Source organism: Streptomyces malachitofuscus (assembly GCF_055571035.1).
The window spans coordinates 16,446-32,657 of the sequence record NZ_JBVIGA010000024.1 but is presented as its reverse complement, the minus strand read 5'-3'; the positions used below and the strand labels follow the sequence as shown (position 1 = coordinate 32,657).

Below are 16,212 nucleotides of genomic sequence, written 5' to 3'. Positions count from 1 at the left end.
TCCCGTCCCGTCCGGAACCTGAGAACGAGGCTCGGCCCCAACTCCCAGCCCGTCCAATGCCTGAGAACGAGGCTCGGCCCCAACTCCCAGCCCGTCCGGAGCCGGAGAACGAGGCTCGAGCCCGACTCCCAGCCCGTCCGGCGTTTGAGGACGAGGCCGAAGGCCGACAGGGGGTCCGGGGGCAACGCCCCCGGGGTCGGGAAGGGAAGGGGCGGCGGGGGCGAAAGAAGCCCGGCCGGCACCACGCACACCCCCGTACCACCGCACGACAAGCACCACCGCCCCCGGCAGACTCGCCACAAGACTGAGCACGCCGTACACCACGGCGACCGTCAACCCCCGCCCGGCCCCCAGCCCCGCCGCCCCGAACGCCCACGCGGTAACCCCCTCCCGCGGCCCCCAGCCCCCCACGTTCAACGGCAGCCCCATCGCCAGCAACGCCAGCACGGCCAGCGGCAGCAGCTCACCCACGGACGCCCCGACCCCGACGACCTCCGCGGCGAGGACGAACATCGCGACATACCCGGCCAGCACCACTACCGAAGAGACGAGCACCCCGGGCGCGTTACGCCGGGAGAACAACCCCTGACGCGCCTCCCCGAGCACCCCGCGCACAACCCCCCGCTTCCGCCCGGACGCCGACCCCGGCCCCGAACCCGAACCCGAACCCGCCCGATTCATCCGCAGAGCCAGCCCCACCGCACAGGCCCCCACCACCCCGAGCCCGACCACCGGCAGCACCTGCCGCACCTCACCGAACACCGGGGACGGCATGCTCACCAGCACCGCACCCCCGGCGACGAACAGCGCGAGCTGTCCGGCGGTACGCTCCAGCACCACCGCCCGCACCCCCCGCCCCATGTCACCGGCGTCCTTGCCGTGCCGGACGGCCCGGTGCACATCGCCCACGACGCCCCCGGGCAGGGCCGCGTTGAGGAACAGGGCACGGTAGTAGTCGGCGACAGCGGCTCCCGGCCGCAACCTGATGCCGATCCCCCGCGCGACCAGCGCCCAACGCCACGCGCTGAACGCGGTGGTCACCAGCCCGATGCCCAACGCCCCGAGCAGCGCGGCCGCGTCGATGCGCCGCAGCCCGTCCACGAACGCCCCGGTACCGAGCCGCCAGAACAGCACCGCGAGGATCGCGATGCCGGCGAGGGTGCCGAGTCGGGTCCGCATGGCAGGGGTGTTGAGCCGCGCCCACACTCCTTTCATGCGGCCCCGCCCGCCGGCCGGCAGAGGGCGAGCAGGTCACTGTGATGGACGACGACCCGCAACTCCCCCACCGCACAGGCCTCCAGCCGCTCGGCCAGATACCCTTCGGCCCGCGCCTTCAGCTCCGGCCGCTCCTCCACCGCCGCACCGACCCATCCCCGCAGCCACTGCTCGATGAGCGCCTCGTCCCCCGGTCCGAGACGCCAGGGGCTCGGGTTCAGCCGTACGGTGGCGCCGTGCTCGGCGAACGCCTCGGCCGCGACCGTCACGGCGTCCGGTCCGAGCAGATCGCCCCGCCGCTGATGGGCGTTGAACGCCTCGGTGATCTCCTGGTCCATCGGATGCGGCGCGGTCAACTCCACCCGTCCGGCCACCGACAGGGTCAGCAGGGCCGGGCAGCCTGCCCCCGCGCAGGCGGCGGCGAGGGCGCCGATCTCCTCGCGGGTGAGGACGTCGAGCAGGGCGGAGGCGGTCACCAGGGAAGCACCGGACAGCGCATCCGGGGTGAGCCGGGCGACGTCGCCGCGCCGGGTCTCGACGGTGACGTGGCTGCCGTCGGCGGCGGAGCGCGGGGAGGCCACGGCGGCGAAGTGCAGCAGATAGGGGTCACGGTCGTGCAGCACCCAGTGCTGGGCTCCGTCGAGGTGCGGGGCGAGCCAGCGGCCCATCGAGCCGGTGCCGCACCCGATGTCGTGGATGACGACACCGTCCGCCCGCCCGGGGAGGTTGGCGAGCCGGATGCGCAGCGGGTCGAGCAGGTCGTAGGAGCGGGCGGCGGCGTCGGCCGGTTCGCGCAGCTGCAGCCACTCGGGGGCGTAGCGGGCCGGTTCGTCGTCGCCGGTCTCGCGCAGCCGCAGGGTGGCACGCTCCCCGGGGCGGGGTGCGGCGGGGCCGGCTCCGGGGATGACGGATGCCTGGGCCCCGGTGCCGCTGGTCCTGGGTTCCATGCTGCCCCCTGTTCGGGCCGGTGCCGCGTCCTTGACGTCGCGGGGGCCGGGCTGGGCCGGGATCGTACCGCCGTGCTGAGTGGTGGTCGCCGGGTCGGTCGTGCGGCTCATGCTGCCCTCCGGGGTTCGGTAGGGAGCCGGCGCAGTACCGCCGCCAGGCTCTGTGCGGTGCTCGCCCAGCCGCCGAGCGCGGCCCGCCGGCTCCGGGCGGCGGCCTTCAGCCGGCGCCGTACGTCCGCCTCGCCGAACCAGCCGCGCAACTCGGCGGCGATGGCGGCGGGGTTCTCCGGCGGCACGAGGATGCCGGGCACTCCGCCGTCGGGTGCGCGGCCGACCGCCTCGGGCACTCCGCCGACGTCGGTGGCCAGCACCGGGATGCCACGCGCCAGTGCCTCGGTGACCGCCATGCCGTAGGTCTCCGCGTAGGAGGTGAGCACCATCAGGTCGGCGGAGGCGTAACTGGCGTCGAGGGCGGCGCCGGTCCGCGGTCCGGTCAGCTCCAGCCGGTCGTCGAGACCGTGCCGGCGGATGAGGTTCCGCAGGTGGGTGACGTACTCGGGGTCCTGGCCCAGTCCGCCGACGAGCGCGCAGCTCCACGGCAGGTCGGCCACCGCGGCCAGTGCCTCCACGAGCCGGTGCTGCCCCTTGCGCGGGGTGACGGCGGCCACGCACAGCAGCCGTGAGACGCCGTCGGTGCCGGGCGCGAGGGGGGCGATGTCGGCGCCGGGGGCGGCGACATGGACCCGGTCGGGGGCCAGACCGTGGTGGGAGACCAGGCGGCGTACGGCCCAGTCGCTGGTGGCGATGACGGCCGGGACGGCCCTCAGCACCGCGCGTTCGCGTGCGTCGAGTTCGGCGGCGACGCCGGCGTCGAGGCCGGTCTCGTCGCCGAGCGGGAGGTGGACGAGTACGGCCATGCGCAGCCGTCCCTCCTCCGCCTCCGGGACGACGATCTCGGGCACTCCGCAGGCGACCAGCCCGTCGAAGAGGACGACGGCGCCGTCCGGCAGTTCGCGCAGGGTGCGGGCGAGTTCCGCCCGGGCTCCGGCGTCCGGGCGGGGCCAGTCACCGGCCACGGTGTGCCGCTGCACCTGCCAGCCGAAGCCGGGCAGGTCGAGGCAGGCGCGGCGGTCGTAGGCGTTTCCGCCGCTGGGCGCGGACGGGTCGTCGACACCGCCCGGCATCACGAAGTGGACCGTGCGCAGGGACATGGGGATGATCCCGCCGTTCCTCGGGAAGACCGCCTGCTTCGGAACATAACCCAGGCGGGCGGTCCCCGCCCGGTCGCCGGCGGTGTCGGTCGTGCCGGTGGTCGCGTGTGTCGTGTCGACGGTCGTGTCGGTCACAGCGCACGCTCGTAACTCGCCCAGGCGATGTGCGACTCGTGCAGCGTGACGGCGATCTTCGCGATGCCCTTGGCGCCCTCGCCCAGCGCTCCCTTGTGGACGCGTTCGGCGAGCCGGTCGGCGATGACCTTGGCCAGGTACTCCGTGGAGGTGTTGACCCCCGCGAAGTCGGGCTCGTTGTCGAGATTGCGGTAGTTCAGCTCGCCGACGACGGCTCCGAGTTCCTGTGTGGCCAGGCCGATGTCGACGACGATGTTGTCCTCGTCCAGCTGCTCGCGCCGGAACGTGGCGTCCACGAGGAACGTGGCCCCGTGGAGGCGCTGGGCCGGTCCGAAGACCTCGCCGCGGAAGCTGTGGGCGATCATGATGTGATCGCGGACGGTGATGCTGAACAACGGACGACCCTCCAGGTGCGGCGCGTCTGTTCCCCGGCCGATCTCCGGCGGGGATTGCCGTGTAGTACGGCTGTGTGCCTTCCCCTGTTCAGCGCCGGCTACGTCTTTTCTCAGGTCAGGCGTGTTTGTTTCGGTCCGGGCCGGTGTACCGCACGCGGTGGCACAGTGCGGGGATCTCGCCGGAGGCGAGGCGGGGCATGACGTCGGGCAGCTCCTCGAAGGGCGATTCGCCGGTGATCAGGGCATCGAGGGCCGGGTCGGCGAGCAGGTCGAGGGCCAGGGCGAGCCGGTCGCCGTAGCTGCGGTCGGCGCGGGCCGGGGAGACGGTGCCGACCTGGCTGCCGCGGATGGCCAGCCGCCGGGAGTGGAAGGCCTCGCCCAGCGGGAGGCTCACCTTCCGGTCGCCGTACCAGCTGAGTTCGACGACGGTGCCCTCGGGGCGGAGCAGTTCGAGTGCCCTGTTCAGTCCCTGTTCGGTGGCGCTGGCGTGCACGACCAGGTCGCACCCGCCGAGGGCGTCCGCGGGCAGCGCGAACCCGACACCGAGGGCCTCGGCGGTCTTCGCCCGCGTGGGGTCCGCGTCGACGAGCTGGACGCGCACACCCGGGAAGCGGGCCAGCAGCGCGGCCACCGAGCAGCCCACCATTCCGCCGCCGACCACGGCGATGCGGTCGCCGACCAGCGGCGCCGCGTCCCACAGCGCGTTGACCGCGGTCTCCACGGTGCCGGCGAGCACGGCCCGTCCGGCGGGCACACCGTCGGGCACGGGCGTGACGGCGCTCGCCGGAACGACGTACCGGGTCTGATGCGGGTAGAGGCAGAAGACCGTGCGCCCGGCGAGCGCCTCGGGGCCCTCTTCCACGACTCCCACGTTGAGGTAGCCGTACTTCACCGGCCCCGGGAAGTCGCCCTCCTGGAACGGCGCCCGCATCGCCGTGTGCTGGCTCTCGGGGACGTGGCCCCGGAACACGAGCGTCTCGGTGCCGCGGCTCACGCCGGAGTAGAGCGAGCGGACGAGCACCTCGTCCGCGCCGGGTGCGGGCAGGGTGATCTCACGGATCCCCCCTCGGCCAGGTGAGTCGAGCCAGAACGCACGTGCGGTGCGGTTCATCGAAGTCCTCCTGAACGATCGGGATCCTGTACGCGTACCGAGTGGTGCACAGGCCGCGCACAAGGTAGCGGCCTTGATCGACTCTGTCACACGGCCGGAGGATGCTCGGTGGCCCTGAACAACAGTTACGACGCGAGGCTCGTACAGCAGGAGACCGCCGTGGGCGCGGGCGTACAGATCCTGCTGCTGGCCCTGATCGGTACGGCGATCGGCATGGGCCCCGCGGGCTGGCTGACCGGCCTCGCGTTCGCGATCGCCACCTGGGCGGTGCTCTCCCGCGCCCTGTACCGGTCCCGGCTGCGGTCCTTCGGCGCGGCGAACCGGGTCACCCTCGGCCGGGCCACCCTCGTCGGCGGGGTGACCGCGCTGGTCGCCGACTCGTTCCAGGACTCACCGCCCGTCTCCCTCTTCGTGGGCCTGACCGCCGTGGCCCTGATCCTCGACGGCGTGGACGGCAAGGTGGCCCGCAGGACCGGTACGGCGACCCCGCTGGGCGCCCGCTTCGACATGGAGGTGGACGCGTTCCTGATCCTGGTGCTGAGCGTGTACGTGTCGATGGCGATGGGCCCCTGGGTGCTGCTGATCGGCGGTATGCGCTACGTGTTCGTGGCGGCGGCCCGGGTCTGGCCCTGGCTGACCGCCCCGCTGCCGCCGAGCACGGCCCGCAAGACGGTGGCCGCGCTCCAGGGTGTGCTGTTGCTGGTGGCGGGCGCGGCCCTGCTGCCGCACGCGGCCAATGTCGCTGTGGTGGCGCTGGCGCTGGGTCTCCTGGTGTGGTCGTTCGGCCGCGATGTGCTGTGGCTGTGGCGCACGTCGAGGGTGGCGGCGGCCCCGGCCGGACGCGAGGTGCGGCGGGAACTGGTCGCGAGCTGACATCCGGGTGGGGGCTCGTCGGACACCGCACGGGGAGCTGACCCCCGCTTCGTACCGGGCCCCGCCGCGCTGTCCTGAGGAGACGGGGACAGGCACGACCGCTTCACTCGGTCCGGTCGCACAGGTCCTGAACCCGTCCCCGGAGTCCAGGGACCGCTGAACCATCCCGGCTACTCGATCCCCGTGGCGTCGAGCAGCCGGACCACGTCCTTGCGCCCGTACCCGAGCAGCCGGGCCCGGTCTGCGGCCATCACCACCAGGTGTGCGACGATCTCCGCCGCGTATCCGTTCCTGGTGTCGGTGTCGAACCACTCCTCGGGTTTCTCGACGCCCAGGCTGTTCATCACCAGCCCGTGATCGCGGCGGATCTCCGCGACCGTGCCGGCGACCGCGTCCATCAGTGTCTTCCCGGGCCGCTCGCACGCCAGGGCGAAGCACCCCCGGTCGACCGGCGCACACCCCTCCGGCGGACGGGCCCGCAGCCCCGCGTACCGCTCGTCCGTGAACCCGGCGCCCCGGACGTCGTCGTGCACCAGGGAGAACCGGTGGAACCCGGGCGGCACGGGAGGGGGCGGAGGCGTGTACTCCCACCCCGCGTCCTCGTACAGCTGCCGCTTCACCTCTTCCTCGTCGGCGTGGGTGACGGTGAAGCCGTTGGCCTCGTTGCGTCCGGTCGTCGTGCCGTCGGCGTTGTGGTGGAAGGTCAGTTCCATGGTCTGCTCCCCGTTTCCGTGCTGGGAAGGGACGACACGTCCCGTCACCAGCTCGAACGGCCCGCGCGCCCGGCGGGTGCCCGCTCCCCGCAGCACCATCCCATCGCGTGAAAAAGCCCGCCGCGGGAACTACCCGCCCCGGCCCGACGAACGGTTGTTACGCTGCCCCGATGAGGATTCCGGGCCCCGAAGAGATCCGCGCCCTGCACGAGAAGCACGCGCCCACCCCCGAGGCGTTCGCCCTCGTCCACACGCACTGCGAGATCGTCTGGAACGTCGCCGAGCAGCTCCTGGCCGCGCCCCGCCTCGCGCACCTCGACGCCGAGCTGGTCCGCGCCGGCTGCCTCCTCCACGACATCGGCGTCTACCGCCTCTACGGCGACGACGGACGACTGGACCACAAGAACTACATCCGGCACGGCCTGCTCGGCCACGAGATCCTCGAGAGCGAGGGCTTCCCCGAGCCCCTGCGCCGTTTCTGCTCCCACCACACCGGGGTGGGCGTCACCCGGCACGACATCGTGTCCCAGGGCCTGCCCCTGCCTCCCGGTGACTACCTGGCGGTCACGGAGGAGGAGAAGCTGGTGATGTACGCGGACAAGTTCCACAGCAAGTCCCGGCCGTCGGCGTTCCTCTCCCCCGACGCGTACGCCACCCACGTCCGCCGCTTCGGCGAGGACAAGGTGACGGCCTTCAAGGCCCTGCGCACGCGGTTCGGCGACCCGGACCTCACCGGGCCGGTGCCGGGCGCCGGCCCGGTGGGGGACGCGACGACGTCCGCCGTGCGGGCGTAGGGACCGCGAACCCCCGGGGGGACGCCACCGCCGTTCGGCTCCCCCGGCGGCCCGCCACCTGCCCGGCGGTGTCTACTGCTCCGGCCGGTGTGCGTCCGGCGCGTCCAGCCGGTGGTCGGGAAGCGCCGAACCGGTGGCCGTCTCGTGGCGCACCCGGAGGAACTCCAGGTGCCGCTCGTACTGGTCGAGGCTGTCGGCGATGAGCTGCTCCTTGGTGTAACCCATCACGTCGTATTCCTGGTTGCCCTCGCTGAGCCGGACCTCGAAGCGCACGTAGGTGTCGTGCGTGGTGACCGACCGGGTGGCGAACGCGGGGGTCGGCAGCTCCACGGGCCAGACTTCGTAGAGGAACGTGTCACTGGTACCGATGGGCACCCGCAGGCCGGCATGAGGGAGGCCGTTCTCCTCGACGGTGCCTTCCAGGACCTCCGCCTCCGCACCCTGCTGCCGCAACTCCTCGGCGACCTCCTGGAAGGCGGGGCGGCACACCTGGTCGACGAAGCGCTCGGCCGCCCGCCTGCTGGGGAACGCCATCGCGCGCGCCAGCCGGTGCCGCCAGTTCGGCGCACCCGGCAGACCGTGCTGCGGCATACGTCCGGAGAGCGACAGCGGCAGCGTGGTCACCCTCGCCTCCACCTTCATGTACTCGGTCCGCAACGCCAGATAGAGCCCGGCCATGATCAGGAACATGGCGAAGGAGAAGGGCAGACCCATGATGATGGTGGCGTTGGTGAGCGCCTGCACCCCGCCCACGATGAGCATGGCGAGGGTGAGCAGCCCTGTCGCCACCGCCCAGAAGATACGCAGCCACGGGGGCGCGTCGGTGACCGGGGTGGGCAGTTCGGCGCTGAGGTTACCCATGACCAGGGCCCCGGAGTCCGCGGACGTGACGTACAGCAGCAGCCCGACGAACGTCGCGAGTCCGGCGCTGAAGAGGAACCCGGGATACTGCTCCAGGAGCGTGTAGAAGCCCTGCTCGGGGACGTTCATGGCCGTTTCGCCGAACTCGGCGTTGCCGTCGCGCACCACGAACAGGGCGCTGTTGCCGAAGATCGCCAGGAAGAGCCCGGTGAAGAGGAACGGGATGACCAGCGTCGCCGCGACGAACTCGCGCAGGGTGCGGCCACGCGAGATGCGGGCCAGGAAGAGCCCGACGAACGGCGCCCAGGCGACCCACCAGGCCCAGAAGAAGAGCGTCCACGCGTCCAGCCACTCGGTGGGCTGGTCGTAGGCGAAGGTGTTCAGGGTCATTGACGGGAAGCGGCTGACGTAGTCGCCGACGTTCTGGACGATGGCGTTGAGCAGCCGGAACGGTTCGCCGACGACCAGGATGTAGAACATCAGCAGCGTGGCCAGGAGGATGTTCAGCTGCGACAGCCTGCGGATGCCCTTGTCGACGCCGGACGCCGCGGACGCGGTGGCCATCGCCACCGCGATGACGATCAGCGCGATCTGTGCGGCCAGCCCCTCCTCCACGTCGAAGAGGACCTTCAGTCCGTAGTTCAGCTGCACCACGCCGATGCCGAGCGTCACCCCGATACCGAAGACGGTGCCGATGACGGCCGCCAGGTCGACGGTGTCACCGATCCGTCCGTGGATTCGGCGGCCGATGATCGGATAGAGCGCGGAGCGGATCGCGAGCGGCAGCCGGTACCGGAAGGAGAAGTAGCCGAGCGCCATGCCCATCAGCGCGTACATGCCCCAGCCGGTGATGCCGTAGTGGAACAGCGTCCACACCACGGCCTGCCGGGCGGCCTCGAGCGTCTCCGGGTCTCCCTGCGGCGGCGCGAGGTAGTGGCTGACGGGCCCGGAGACCGAGAAGAACATCAGGTCGATGCCGATGCCCGCCGCGAACAGCATCGCCCCCCAGGTGAAGAGGCCGTAGTCGGGCTTGGAGTGCTTGGGACCCAGCTTGATCGTGCCGTACTTGGACGCGGCGACGAAGAGGACGAACAGCAGGTACAGGCTCGCGGCGAGGAAGTAGTACCAGCCGAACCAGCCGGAGATCTTGCCGACCACCACTCCGATGGTCTTCTCCGCGCCGGAAGGGGTGATCATCGCCCAGATCGAGATCGCGAGGATGAGGACGGCCGACCCGAAGAACACCACGGGCTTGAGCCGGACCGTGCCCATCGGCACCTCCTCCGACGGCGTCTCGTCCGGCGCCGTCCCGGGGCCCTGCGCTCCAGTGGTCGACACGGCCGTGTTCCTCCTTCGCTGAGGGCCAGTAGGTCGGCTGCCGGCGGCCGACGGCGTCCGCCGGGGCTCCGCAGCACGAAAGACCTGTGAGTTATTGCTCCGACGCCCGGGTGAGCAGGTCCGCGGCGCGTTCGGCGGCGAGGAGGACCGTCACCATGGGGTTGATGGTGGGCATCGTCGGGAACACCGACGCGTCGACGATGCGCACACCCTCGACACCGCGCAGTCTCAGCTGTGGATCGCAGACGGCCATCGGGTCGTCCGCCGCGCCCATCCGGCAGGTGCCCGCCGGGTGGTACACCGTGTGGGCGACACGGCGTCCGTACTCCGACAGATCGGTGTCGGAGGTGACCTCCGGGCCCGGCGCCACTTCACGCAGGAGCCAGCCCTTCAGCGGATCGGTCGCGGCCACCTCCCGGGCCACCTTGAGCCCTTCGACGATCGTGCGCTCGTCGTGGCCCTCCGGATCGGTGAAGTACCGGAAGTCCAGGGCGGGATGCTCGGCCGGGTTGGCACTGCGCAGCCACATACGGCCGGTGGAGCGGGCCCGGGGCACGTTCGGCGTCATGCACACCCCGTACTTCGGAACGGGGTAGCCCAGTCGTTCGGTGTTGACGGTGAACGGCACCTGATAGAAGTGGAACATCAGATCCGGACGCGGCTGGCCCTTCTCCAGACGCAGGAACAGACCGGCGTCGGAGTCCATCGCGGAGTTGGGCGGCAGCGGTCCCTCGGTCTCCCAGACGATCACGGACTCGGGGTGGTCCAGCAGGTTCTCCCCCACGCCGGGCAGGTCGGCGTGTACGTCGATGCCCAGGCGGCGCAGGTCGTCGGCCGGGCCGATGCCGGACAGCATCAGCAGGCGCGGGGTGTCGATGGCACCGGCGCACAGCAGGAGTTCGCGTTCGGCGCGCACGGTGGCGGGCTCGCCGTCGGCGCCCCGGACGGCGACGCGGGTCAGCCGCCCGGACTCGTCGGTGAGCAGACGGTGGGCCCAGGTCTCCAGGAGGAGGGTGAGGTTGGGGCGGTCCAGGACGGGGTGGAGGTAGGCGACGGACGCGGAGGAACGCAGGTTGCCCTCCGGTTCGTACGCCAGGGAGAAGAAGCCGGTGCCGTCGGCGAAGGGCTCGGCGTTGAAGTCGTCGACGACGGGGACGCCGGTGGCGCGGGAGGCGGCGGTGACGAAGTCCTTGGCGATGGGATTGCGGTCCGCCTCGGCCACCGGCACGATCGTGGTCTGCAGCCGGTCGCGGTACGGCAGGATCGTCGCCGGGTCCCAGCCGGCGCACCCGGCGGCCACCCAGTCGTCGAGGTCCTGCGGCAGCGGCAGGAAGCTGATCAGCGTGTTGTGCGAGGAGCAGCCGCCGAGCACACGGGCCCTGGAGTGCAGGATGTGGGAGTTGCCGCGCGGCTGTTCGACGGTGGTGTAGCCGTAGTCGAACTCCGTGCCGAGCAGGTTGATCCAGTTGCGCAGCCGCAGGATGCGCTCGTCACCGACATCGCTGGGGCCGCCCTCGACGACGCAGACGCGGCAGTCCGGGTCCTCGCTCAGGCGGGCGGCGAGCACACAGCCGGCGGTGCCGCCGCCGACGATGACGTAGTCGTAGGACGACTCGGCGCCGTGCGGGGTGGTGGAGGCCATGGAACGCCTTTCTTCGGTGCCGTCGGGTGGTGGCGGGCCGCGCCCGGTCAGCCCTTGAACCAGCCGGAGGGGGCCGGAGCGAGGTTCTGGTAGATGTGCTTGGCCTCCTGGTATTCACGCAGGCCCGTGGGGCCGAGCTCGCGCCCGATGCCGGAGCGGCCGAAGCCGCCCCACTCGGCCTGCGGTACGTAGGGATGGAAGTCGTTGATCCACACGGTGCCGTGGCGCAGCCGCTGGGCGACGCGCTGGGCACGGCTCGCGTCGGAGGTCCACACGCCGCCGGCCAGGCCGTAGCGGGTGTCGTTGGCCAGGCGCACGGCCTCGTCCTCGGTACGGAAGCGTTCGACGGTGACCACCGGTCCGAAGACCTCCTCCTGCACGATGCGCATGGAGCTGTCGCAGTCGGCGAAGATCGTCGGCAGCAGGAAGAACCCGCGGCTCAGCTCGGGGTCGTCGGGGCGGGCCCCGCCGGTGACGAGCCGCGCCCCCTCCTCCTTCGCTGCGGCGATGTGCCGCTCGACCTTGTCCCGGTGTTCGGCGGAGCTGAGCGGGCCGCTCTCCGTGCCCTCCTCCAGGCCGCTGCCGAGGCGGATGGCACGGGCGCGTTCGGCGAACGCCTCGACGAACCGGTCGTGCAGGGAGTCCTGGACGAGCAGGCGGGAACCGGCGGAGCAGACCTGACCGGCGTGCAGGAAGGCGGCGTCGAGGGCGTAGTCCACGGCGGCGTCGAAGTCGGCGTCCTCGAAGACGATGTTGGGGTTCTTGCCGCCCAGTTCCAGGGCGATGTTCTTCGGCCCCTCGGCGGCGGCGGCCATGATGGCGCGGCCGGTGGCCAGGCCGCCGGTGAAGGACACCAGGTCGACCTCGGGGTGGGCGGTCAGCGCCGCGCCGACGGTCGCTCCGGAGCCGAGGACCAGGTTGGCGACGCCGGGCGGTGCGCCGGCCTCCTCGATCAGCCGGATCATGGCGATGGTGGTGAGGGGTGTGGTCTCGCTGGGTTTGAGCACGAAGGTGTTGCCGGCGGCCAGCGCCGGCGCGACCTTCCACGATGCCTGGAGCAGGGGGTAGTTCCAGGGGGCGATGAGCGCGCACACCCCGACCGGCTGGTAGACGACGCGGCTGAGGACGTCCGGGCCGACGTCCACGACCCGGCCGCCGTCCTTGCCCGCCAGTTCCCCGAAGTAGCGGAAGGCGTTGGCCACGTCCTCCACGTCGATACGGGCCTCGGTGAGGGTCTTGCCGGTGTCGAGGGTCTCGGTGCGGGCGATCTCGTCGATGTCGCGCAGCAGCAGGTCGTGCACGCGCAGCAGGAGGTCGGCGCGCCGGCGTGTGGGGGCGTACGCCCAGTCCTCCTCCTCGAAGGCACGCCGGGCGGCACGCACCGCCCGGTCCACGTCGGTGGCGTCCGCCTCGTCCACGGTGGTGACGACGGAGGCGTCGTACGGGTTGATGACGTCCCGCTTCCCGCCGGCCGCGGCCCCCGTCCACGCGCCGTCGATGTACAGCTCGCCCATCGCGCGGGCCCTCCTTCGCATCCGCCCGGTACCGATCGGGTTGCCGGTCGGCAGCACGACCCATGCTCCGGCGAGCGCGCGGAGGCTGCGCGGTGGCGGGTGCGGACGGGTGGCGGGGTGACTCGGGTGGGCTAGCGGGTTCGTCGACGCTGCCGCGGCCGGAGAAGGCGTTGGACGTGGCCCGCCTTGTCAGTGGCCGCCTGTTTACTTGGCCCGTGACCGACAAGATGAGTCACAGCGATGTCCACCGAAGCGCTACGGCTGCCACTGCCGACACCGAGATGGTCGAACCGTACGGAGGCGGGAAGGCCTTCCGGTTCAGGATCCGCAACGTGAGGATCGACGGCCAGGCCAACGTGGTACGCGTCCCCCGAGGGGGCTCACACGAGGTCAGTTTCGACCTGCTGCACGATTGCTCGGAGTGCGGCAACGCCATCAACCAGGTGATCGTGGGACTGGCGGGCCAGGATCGGGCCCAGGCGTCGGTGTGGAACGGCAAGCAGCGCAGCGGGGGCGGCGTGCGGGTGGTCAATGCCGGCAGCCGCGTCCAGGCGCTGGCGGAGGACAACCCGGGTCCGGCGGAGTGGGTGAATGTGTCGTGCGACCTCGTTGTTCCTGACGAACCCGGCGTCCACTCGGTGCGCGCACGTTACGCCCAGGCGTATCAGGGACGCCTGATGACCGCCGAAGGACGTGCGATTCCACAGCCGGAGTACGAGGACGTGCTGGGCTGGTGGAAGGTCGACCGCCCGGAGGGGCCCGGCCCGGAATCGACCATAGGCACCATCGTCGTCGAGGCCGGGGCTGCTGGTTAGTCGCTTCGGCCGACCCCATGGCCTGAACCGCTGTGCACGGCGGCCGCGACGGGGTCGGCGACGTGGTCGAAGTACTACGCGCATCCGGGCACTTCGCTCCGCTGCCCGGCGGGCACGCCCGACCCGAGGAAGGTCCTCTCCCGGCACTGAGTAGGGATACTCAGTGCCGACCGACGATCTCCTGGGTACGCTGCTCCGGGGCGCAGCGGGAAGCCCGGAACAGGGGGAAGGACGACGCATGGCATGGGACGAGTGGGATCAGCTCAAGCAGGAGGCCGCTCAGCGGCACGCCGCGCAGATGCAGCTCAACCAGCTCCCGCCGGGTGACGGTCCTGGGCCGACCACCAGCAGCGTCACCAAGGGGCTCGTCTCCAGCAAGAAGGCATGGAACAAGGCCGGGGAGGACGTCGGCGGGCTGGGCAGCGACGTCGACAAGGCCGTGAAGAAGCTGCAGGACGGGCAGCAGGGCCTGGGTGACACGACCGGATGCCTGTCGGCCGCGGCGCAGAAGGAGGTCCATGAGTCCTGGGCCGCCTACCTCAAGGGCATCGACGACCGCTGTGGCAGCATCAAGAAGATCTTCGAGCAGATCGGACACGACGTGCTGCTGACGGACGAGGCCGTACGCTCGGCGCTCGCCGCCGTCGACGCCCGGTACGCGGACACGCCCGCCGTGGGCGGCGAGACCCCGGGGCGGTGACGGAGCGGTATGGACCTCGCGACCCTGAAGAGGCTGAAGCCCTCGGAATTCGAGGACGCCGCCGACGGCTATCGTGCCGCCGGTGACATGGCCGACACGGCCAAGGACCACATCGACCGTGTCGTGGTCCCGGGCATGCGCAAGTCCCTCAACGGTGAGGCGCTGGACGCGGCCGTCGGGGAGCTGAGGAAGCTCGCGGCCAACTTCCACTACTCACAGATCGAATGCGGCCTGGTCAGCACGGCGCTCAACGGATTCGCGCACGAGCTGAACGCCGCTCGCAAGGAACTCCTGTCCGCGCTCGACGACGCGGAGGCGGCGAAGTTCACCGTCGACGCGAACGGCAACGTCACCTACCCGGAGGGCCCGCCGGAGGAGGGGGCCACGTCGCCGTCCAAGGGCGGCACGGTCGGCAGCCACACGGACCCGATGGCCCAGGCCATCGCCCGCCAGGCCGCGAACGTCGATCCCAATCCCCACCACGCCAGGGCCCTGGCCATAGCGGACCGCATCGCGAGCGCCCTCAGGAAGGCGACGCAGGCGGACGAGAAGTGGGCGCCGAAGATCCGTGCCCTGAAGGCCGACGACGATCTGACGGTGTCCGACGCGGACCTGAAGGACGCCCAGACCGACATGAGCGGGGTCCGCGCGGCGGGCAAGGAGTACCTGGCGTCCATCGGCGGACCGCCCAAGGACGCCACCCCCCAGCAGAACGCGGACTGGTGGAGAGGGCTCACTACCGAGGAGCGCGAGGCGTACCTCGCCACCCACCCCGAGCTCGTGGGACGGCTGGACGGCCTGCCCGCCGAGATCAGGGACGAGGCGAACCGCGTGGTGTTCGAAGAGAAGCGCTCGGAGTACCAGCTCAGGCTCGACTCGATCCCGAAGCCGCCCGCCAACGAATGGACGTGGATCACGGCGGGCGGATACCCGTCCAAGGTCCACACGGACGAATGGATGGAGTGGAACAGGAAGTACGGTGACGACTACCGCCACCTCACCGCTTCCCTCAAGGGCATGGGCTCCATCCAGAGCCGCTTCGACGCCACCGGCAAGGAGGGACTCCCCGAGGCCTACCTGCTCGGCTTCAGCCCGGAGGGGAACGGCAGGGCCATCGTCGCGACCGGCAACCCCGACACCGCCCAGCACCAGGCGGTGTACGTACCGGGCACCACGTCGAACCTGGAAAAGGTCGGGGGCGACATCAACCGGATGACCGAGCTGTGGCGCCAGACCAATCAGGCGTCACCGGACGCCTCCGTCTCGACCATCACCTGGCTCGGTTACGACGCGCCCCAATCGATCGTCAAGGACGCCCCCTTCGAGCACTACGCCTACGACGGCGCCCCCGCGTACCGGCAGTTCATGGACGGCCTCGACGCCTCCCACTCCGGTCCCGGGGAACCGCACCGGACCGCCATCGGTCACTCGTACGGCACCACCCTCATCGGGGCCGCCGCCGAGACGGGCACCCTCAACGCCGACGATGTGATCTTCGCCGGAAGCCCCGGTGTCAAAGTCGGCCACGCCGACGAGATGGATGTGCCGCAGGGGCACGTGTGGAACCAGGAGGCCGACGGCGACCCCGTGCCCGACATCGGCCGCTGGGGTCACGGCGGCAGCAACTGGAGTCTCGGCGGCGGCGTCTTCCTCATCCCCAGCGACGAGGAGGCCTTCGGCGCGAACCAGATGAACACCGGACCGGAGGGGAGCGGCCCCACGGGCACCACCGGGGCCTCGGGCCACAGCGAATACTGGGACCGGGGGACGACGGCGCTGAAGAATCAGGCGCTGGTCGTGGTCGGAAAGTACGGCTACGTGACCACTCCCGAGTAAGCGGCAGGACGGTGCCGAGCACCGTTCCGCCGCCTCCCCCTTACGACGAAGACCTTGGATCCCATGTTCTACGCACCCCGCCCCGCACCGGCCCCGCCCCACCGGGGTCGCC

13 protein-coding genes and 1 pseudogene are annotated in these 16,212 nt (G+C 71.4%); 5 read left to right on the top strand and 9 right to left on the bottom strand.

The window, feature by feature from the left end:
* Positions 1–297 precede the first annotated feature (297 nt).
* The 5 genes and pseudogenes from ACZ44S_RS29685 to ACZ44S_RS29665 all read right to left on the bottom strand — a co-directional run.
* A pseudogene (locus ACZ44S_RS29685) lies at positions 298–1,179 on the bottom strand (lysylphosphatidylglycerol synthase transmembrane domain-containing protein); the annotation flags it as partial.
* A 32-nt stretch (positions 1,180–1,211) separates the two neighbouring features.
* On the bottom strand, positions 1,212–2,162 hold the full coding sequence (locus tag ACZ44S_RS29680; protein WP_466934441.1) for a class I SAM-dependent methyltransferase: 951 nt from the start codon (positions 2,160–2,162) through the stop codon (positions 1,212–1,214).
* Positions 2,163–2,269: 107 nt separating this feature from the next.
* Positions 2,270–3,508 (bottom strand): glycosyltransferase family 4 protein, encoded by a 1,239-nt coding sequence (locus ACZ44S_RS29675; RefSeq protein ID WP_466934276.1) that lies wholly within the window; start codon positions 3,506–3,508, stop codon positions 2,270–2,272.
* Entirely contained in the window at positions 3,505–3,903 is a 399-nt protein-coding gene (locus ACZ44S_RS29670; protein ID WP_190163986.1) for a 6-pyruvoyl trahydropterin synthase family protein, read from the bottom strand. The genes ACZ44S_RS29675 and ACZ44S_RS29670 overlap by 4 nt, the downstream gene beginning before the upstream one ends.
* Before the next feature lie 115 nt (positions 3,904–4,018).
* A complete protein-coding gene (locus tag ACZ44S_RS29665; protein ID WP_466934274.1) occupies positions 4,019–5,014 on the bottom strand; it encodes a zinc-dependent alcohol dehydrogenase in 996 nt (331 codons plus the stop codon).
* A 108-nt stretch (positions 5,015–5,122) separates the two neighbouring features.
* On the opposite strand from ACZ44S_RS29665, the gene ACZ44S_RS29660 reads away from it, so the two are divergent.
* Entirely contained in the window at positions 5,123–5,887 is a 765-nt protein-coding gene (locus ACZ44S_RS29660) for a CDP-alcohol phosphatidyltransferase family protein (RefSeq protein WP_466934272.1), read from the top strand.
* Between the two features lie 170 nt (positions 5,888–6,057).
* Here ACZ44S_RS29660 and ACZ44S_RS29655 read toward each other — a convergent pair whose 3' ends face one another.
* Positions 6,058–6,600 carry a hypothetical protein gene (locus ACZ44S_RS29655; RefSeq protein ID WP_466934271.1) on the bottom strand — a complete coding sequence of 181 codons (543 nt, stop codon included), beginning with the start codon at positions 6,598–6,600 and terminating at the stop codon, positions 6,058–6,060.
* Between the two features lie 170 nt (positions 6,601–6,770).
* Between ACZ44S_RS29655 and ACZ44S_RS29650 the strand changes: the two genes are divergently transcribed.
* The gene (locus tag ACZ44S_RS29650) at positions 6,771–7,394 is read left to right on the top strand and encodes an HD domain-containing protein (protein WP_466934270.1); all 624 of its coding nucleotides are present in this window, start codon (positions 6,771–6,773) and stop codon (positions 7,392–7,394) included.
* 72 nt (positions 7,395–7,466) lie between these two features.
* On the opposite strand, the gene betT is transcribed toward ACZ44S_RS29650, so the two are convergent.
* The 3 genes from betT to ACZ44S_RS29635 all read right to left on the bottom strand — a co-directional run bounded on the left by betT (position 7,467) and on the right by ACZ44S_RS29635 (position 12,749).
* Positions 7,467–9,593 (bottom strand): choline BCCT transporter BetT, encoded by a 2,127-nt coding sequence (gene betT, locus ACZ44S_RS29645; RefSeq protein WP_466934268.1) that lies wholly within the window; start codon positions 9,591–9,593, stop codon positions 7,467–7,469.
* 91 nt (positions 9,594–9,684) lie between these two features.
* Complete coding sequence (locus ACZ44S_RS29640) at positions 9,685–11,235, bottom strand: GMC family oxidoreductase (protein ID WP_466934267.1); 1,551 nt, start codon at positions 11,233–11,235, stop codon at positions 9,685–9,687.
* A gap of 47 nt (positions 11,236–11,282) precedes the next feature.
* Positions 11,283–12,749 (bottom strand): aldehyde dehydrogenase family protein, encoded by a 1,467-nt coding sequence (locus ACZ44S_RS29635; RefSeq protein ID WP_466934265.1) that lies wholly within the window; start codon positions 12,747–12,749, stop codon positions 11,283–11,285.
* A gap of 215 nt (positions 12,750–12,964) precedes the next feature.
* Here ACZ44S_RS29635 and ACZ44S_RS29630 point away from each other — a divergent pair, with 215 nt between their 5' ends.
* From ACZ44S_RS29630 to ACZ44S_RS29620, 3 genes are all read left to right on the top strand, one after another.
* Positions 12,965–13,564: a hypothetical protein gene (locus ACZ44S_RS29630; RefSeq protein WP_466934263.1), complete on the top strand. Its 600-nt coding sequence runs from the start codon at positions 12,965–12,967 to the stop codon at positions 13,562–13,564.
* 238 nt (positions 13,565–13,802) lie between these two features.
* Positions 13,803–14,264 (top strand): hypothetical protein, encoded by a 462-nt coding sequence (locus ACZ44S_RS29625; RefSeq protein WP_466934262.1) that lies wholly within the window; start codon positions 13,803–13,805, stop codon positions 14,262–14,264.
* 9 nt (positions 14,265–14,273) lie between these two features.
* Positions 14,274–16,100, top strand: a complete 1,827-nt coding sequence (locus tag ACZ44S_RS29620) for an alpha/beta hydrolase (protein ID WP_466934260.1) — start codon at positions 14,274–14,276, stop codon at positions 16,098–16,100.
* Positions 16,101–16,212: the final 112 nt, after the last annotated feature.

Excerpts from the sequence above, each read along its gene's own strand:
- ACZ44S_RS29680 (WP_466934441.1), bottom strand. The coding sequence starts at position 2,162 with ATGGAACCCAGGACCAGCGGCACCGGGGCCCAGGCATCCGTCATCCCC.
- ACZ44S_RS29665 (WP_466934274.1), bottom strand. The coding sequence starts at position 5,014 with ATGAACCGCACCGCACGTGCGTTCTGGCTCGACTCACCTGGCCGAGGG.
- ACZ44S_RS29655 (WP_466934271.1), bottom strand. The coding sequence starts at position 6,600 with ATGGAACTGACCTTCCACCACAACGCCGACGGCACGACGACCGGACGC.
- ACZ44S_RS29650 (WP_466934270.1), top strand. The coding sequence starts at position 6,771 with ATGAGGATTCCGGGCCCCGAAGAGATCCGCGCCCTGCACGAGAAGCAC.
- ACZ44S_RS29640 (WP_466934267.1), bottom strand. The coding sequence starts at position 11,235 with ATGGCCTCCACCACCCCGCACGGCGCCGAGTCGTCCTACGACTACGTC.
- ACZ44S_RS29635 (WP_466934265.1), bottom strand. The coding sequence starts at position 12,749 with ATGGGCGAGCTGTACATCGACGGCGCGTGGACGGGGGCCGCGGCCGGC.
- ACZ44S_RS29625 (WP_466934262.1), top strand. The coding sequence starts at position 13,803 with ATGGCATGGGACGAGTGGGATCAGCTCAAGCAGGAGGCCGCTCAGCGG.
- ACZ44S_RS29620 (WP_466934260.1), top strand. The coding sequence starts at position 14,274 with ATGGACCTCGCGACCCTGAAGAGGCTGAAGCCCTCGGAATTCGAGGAC.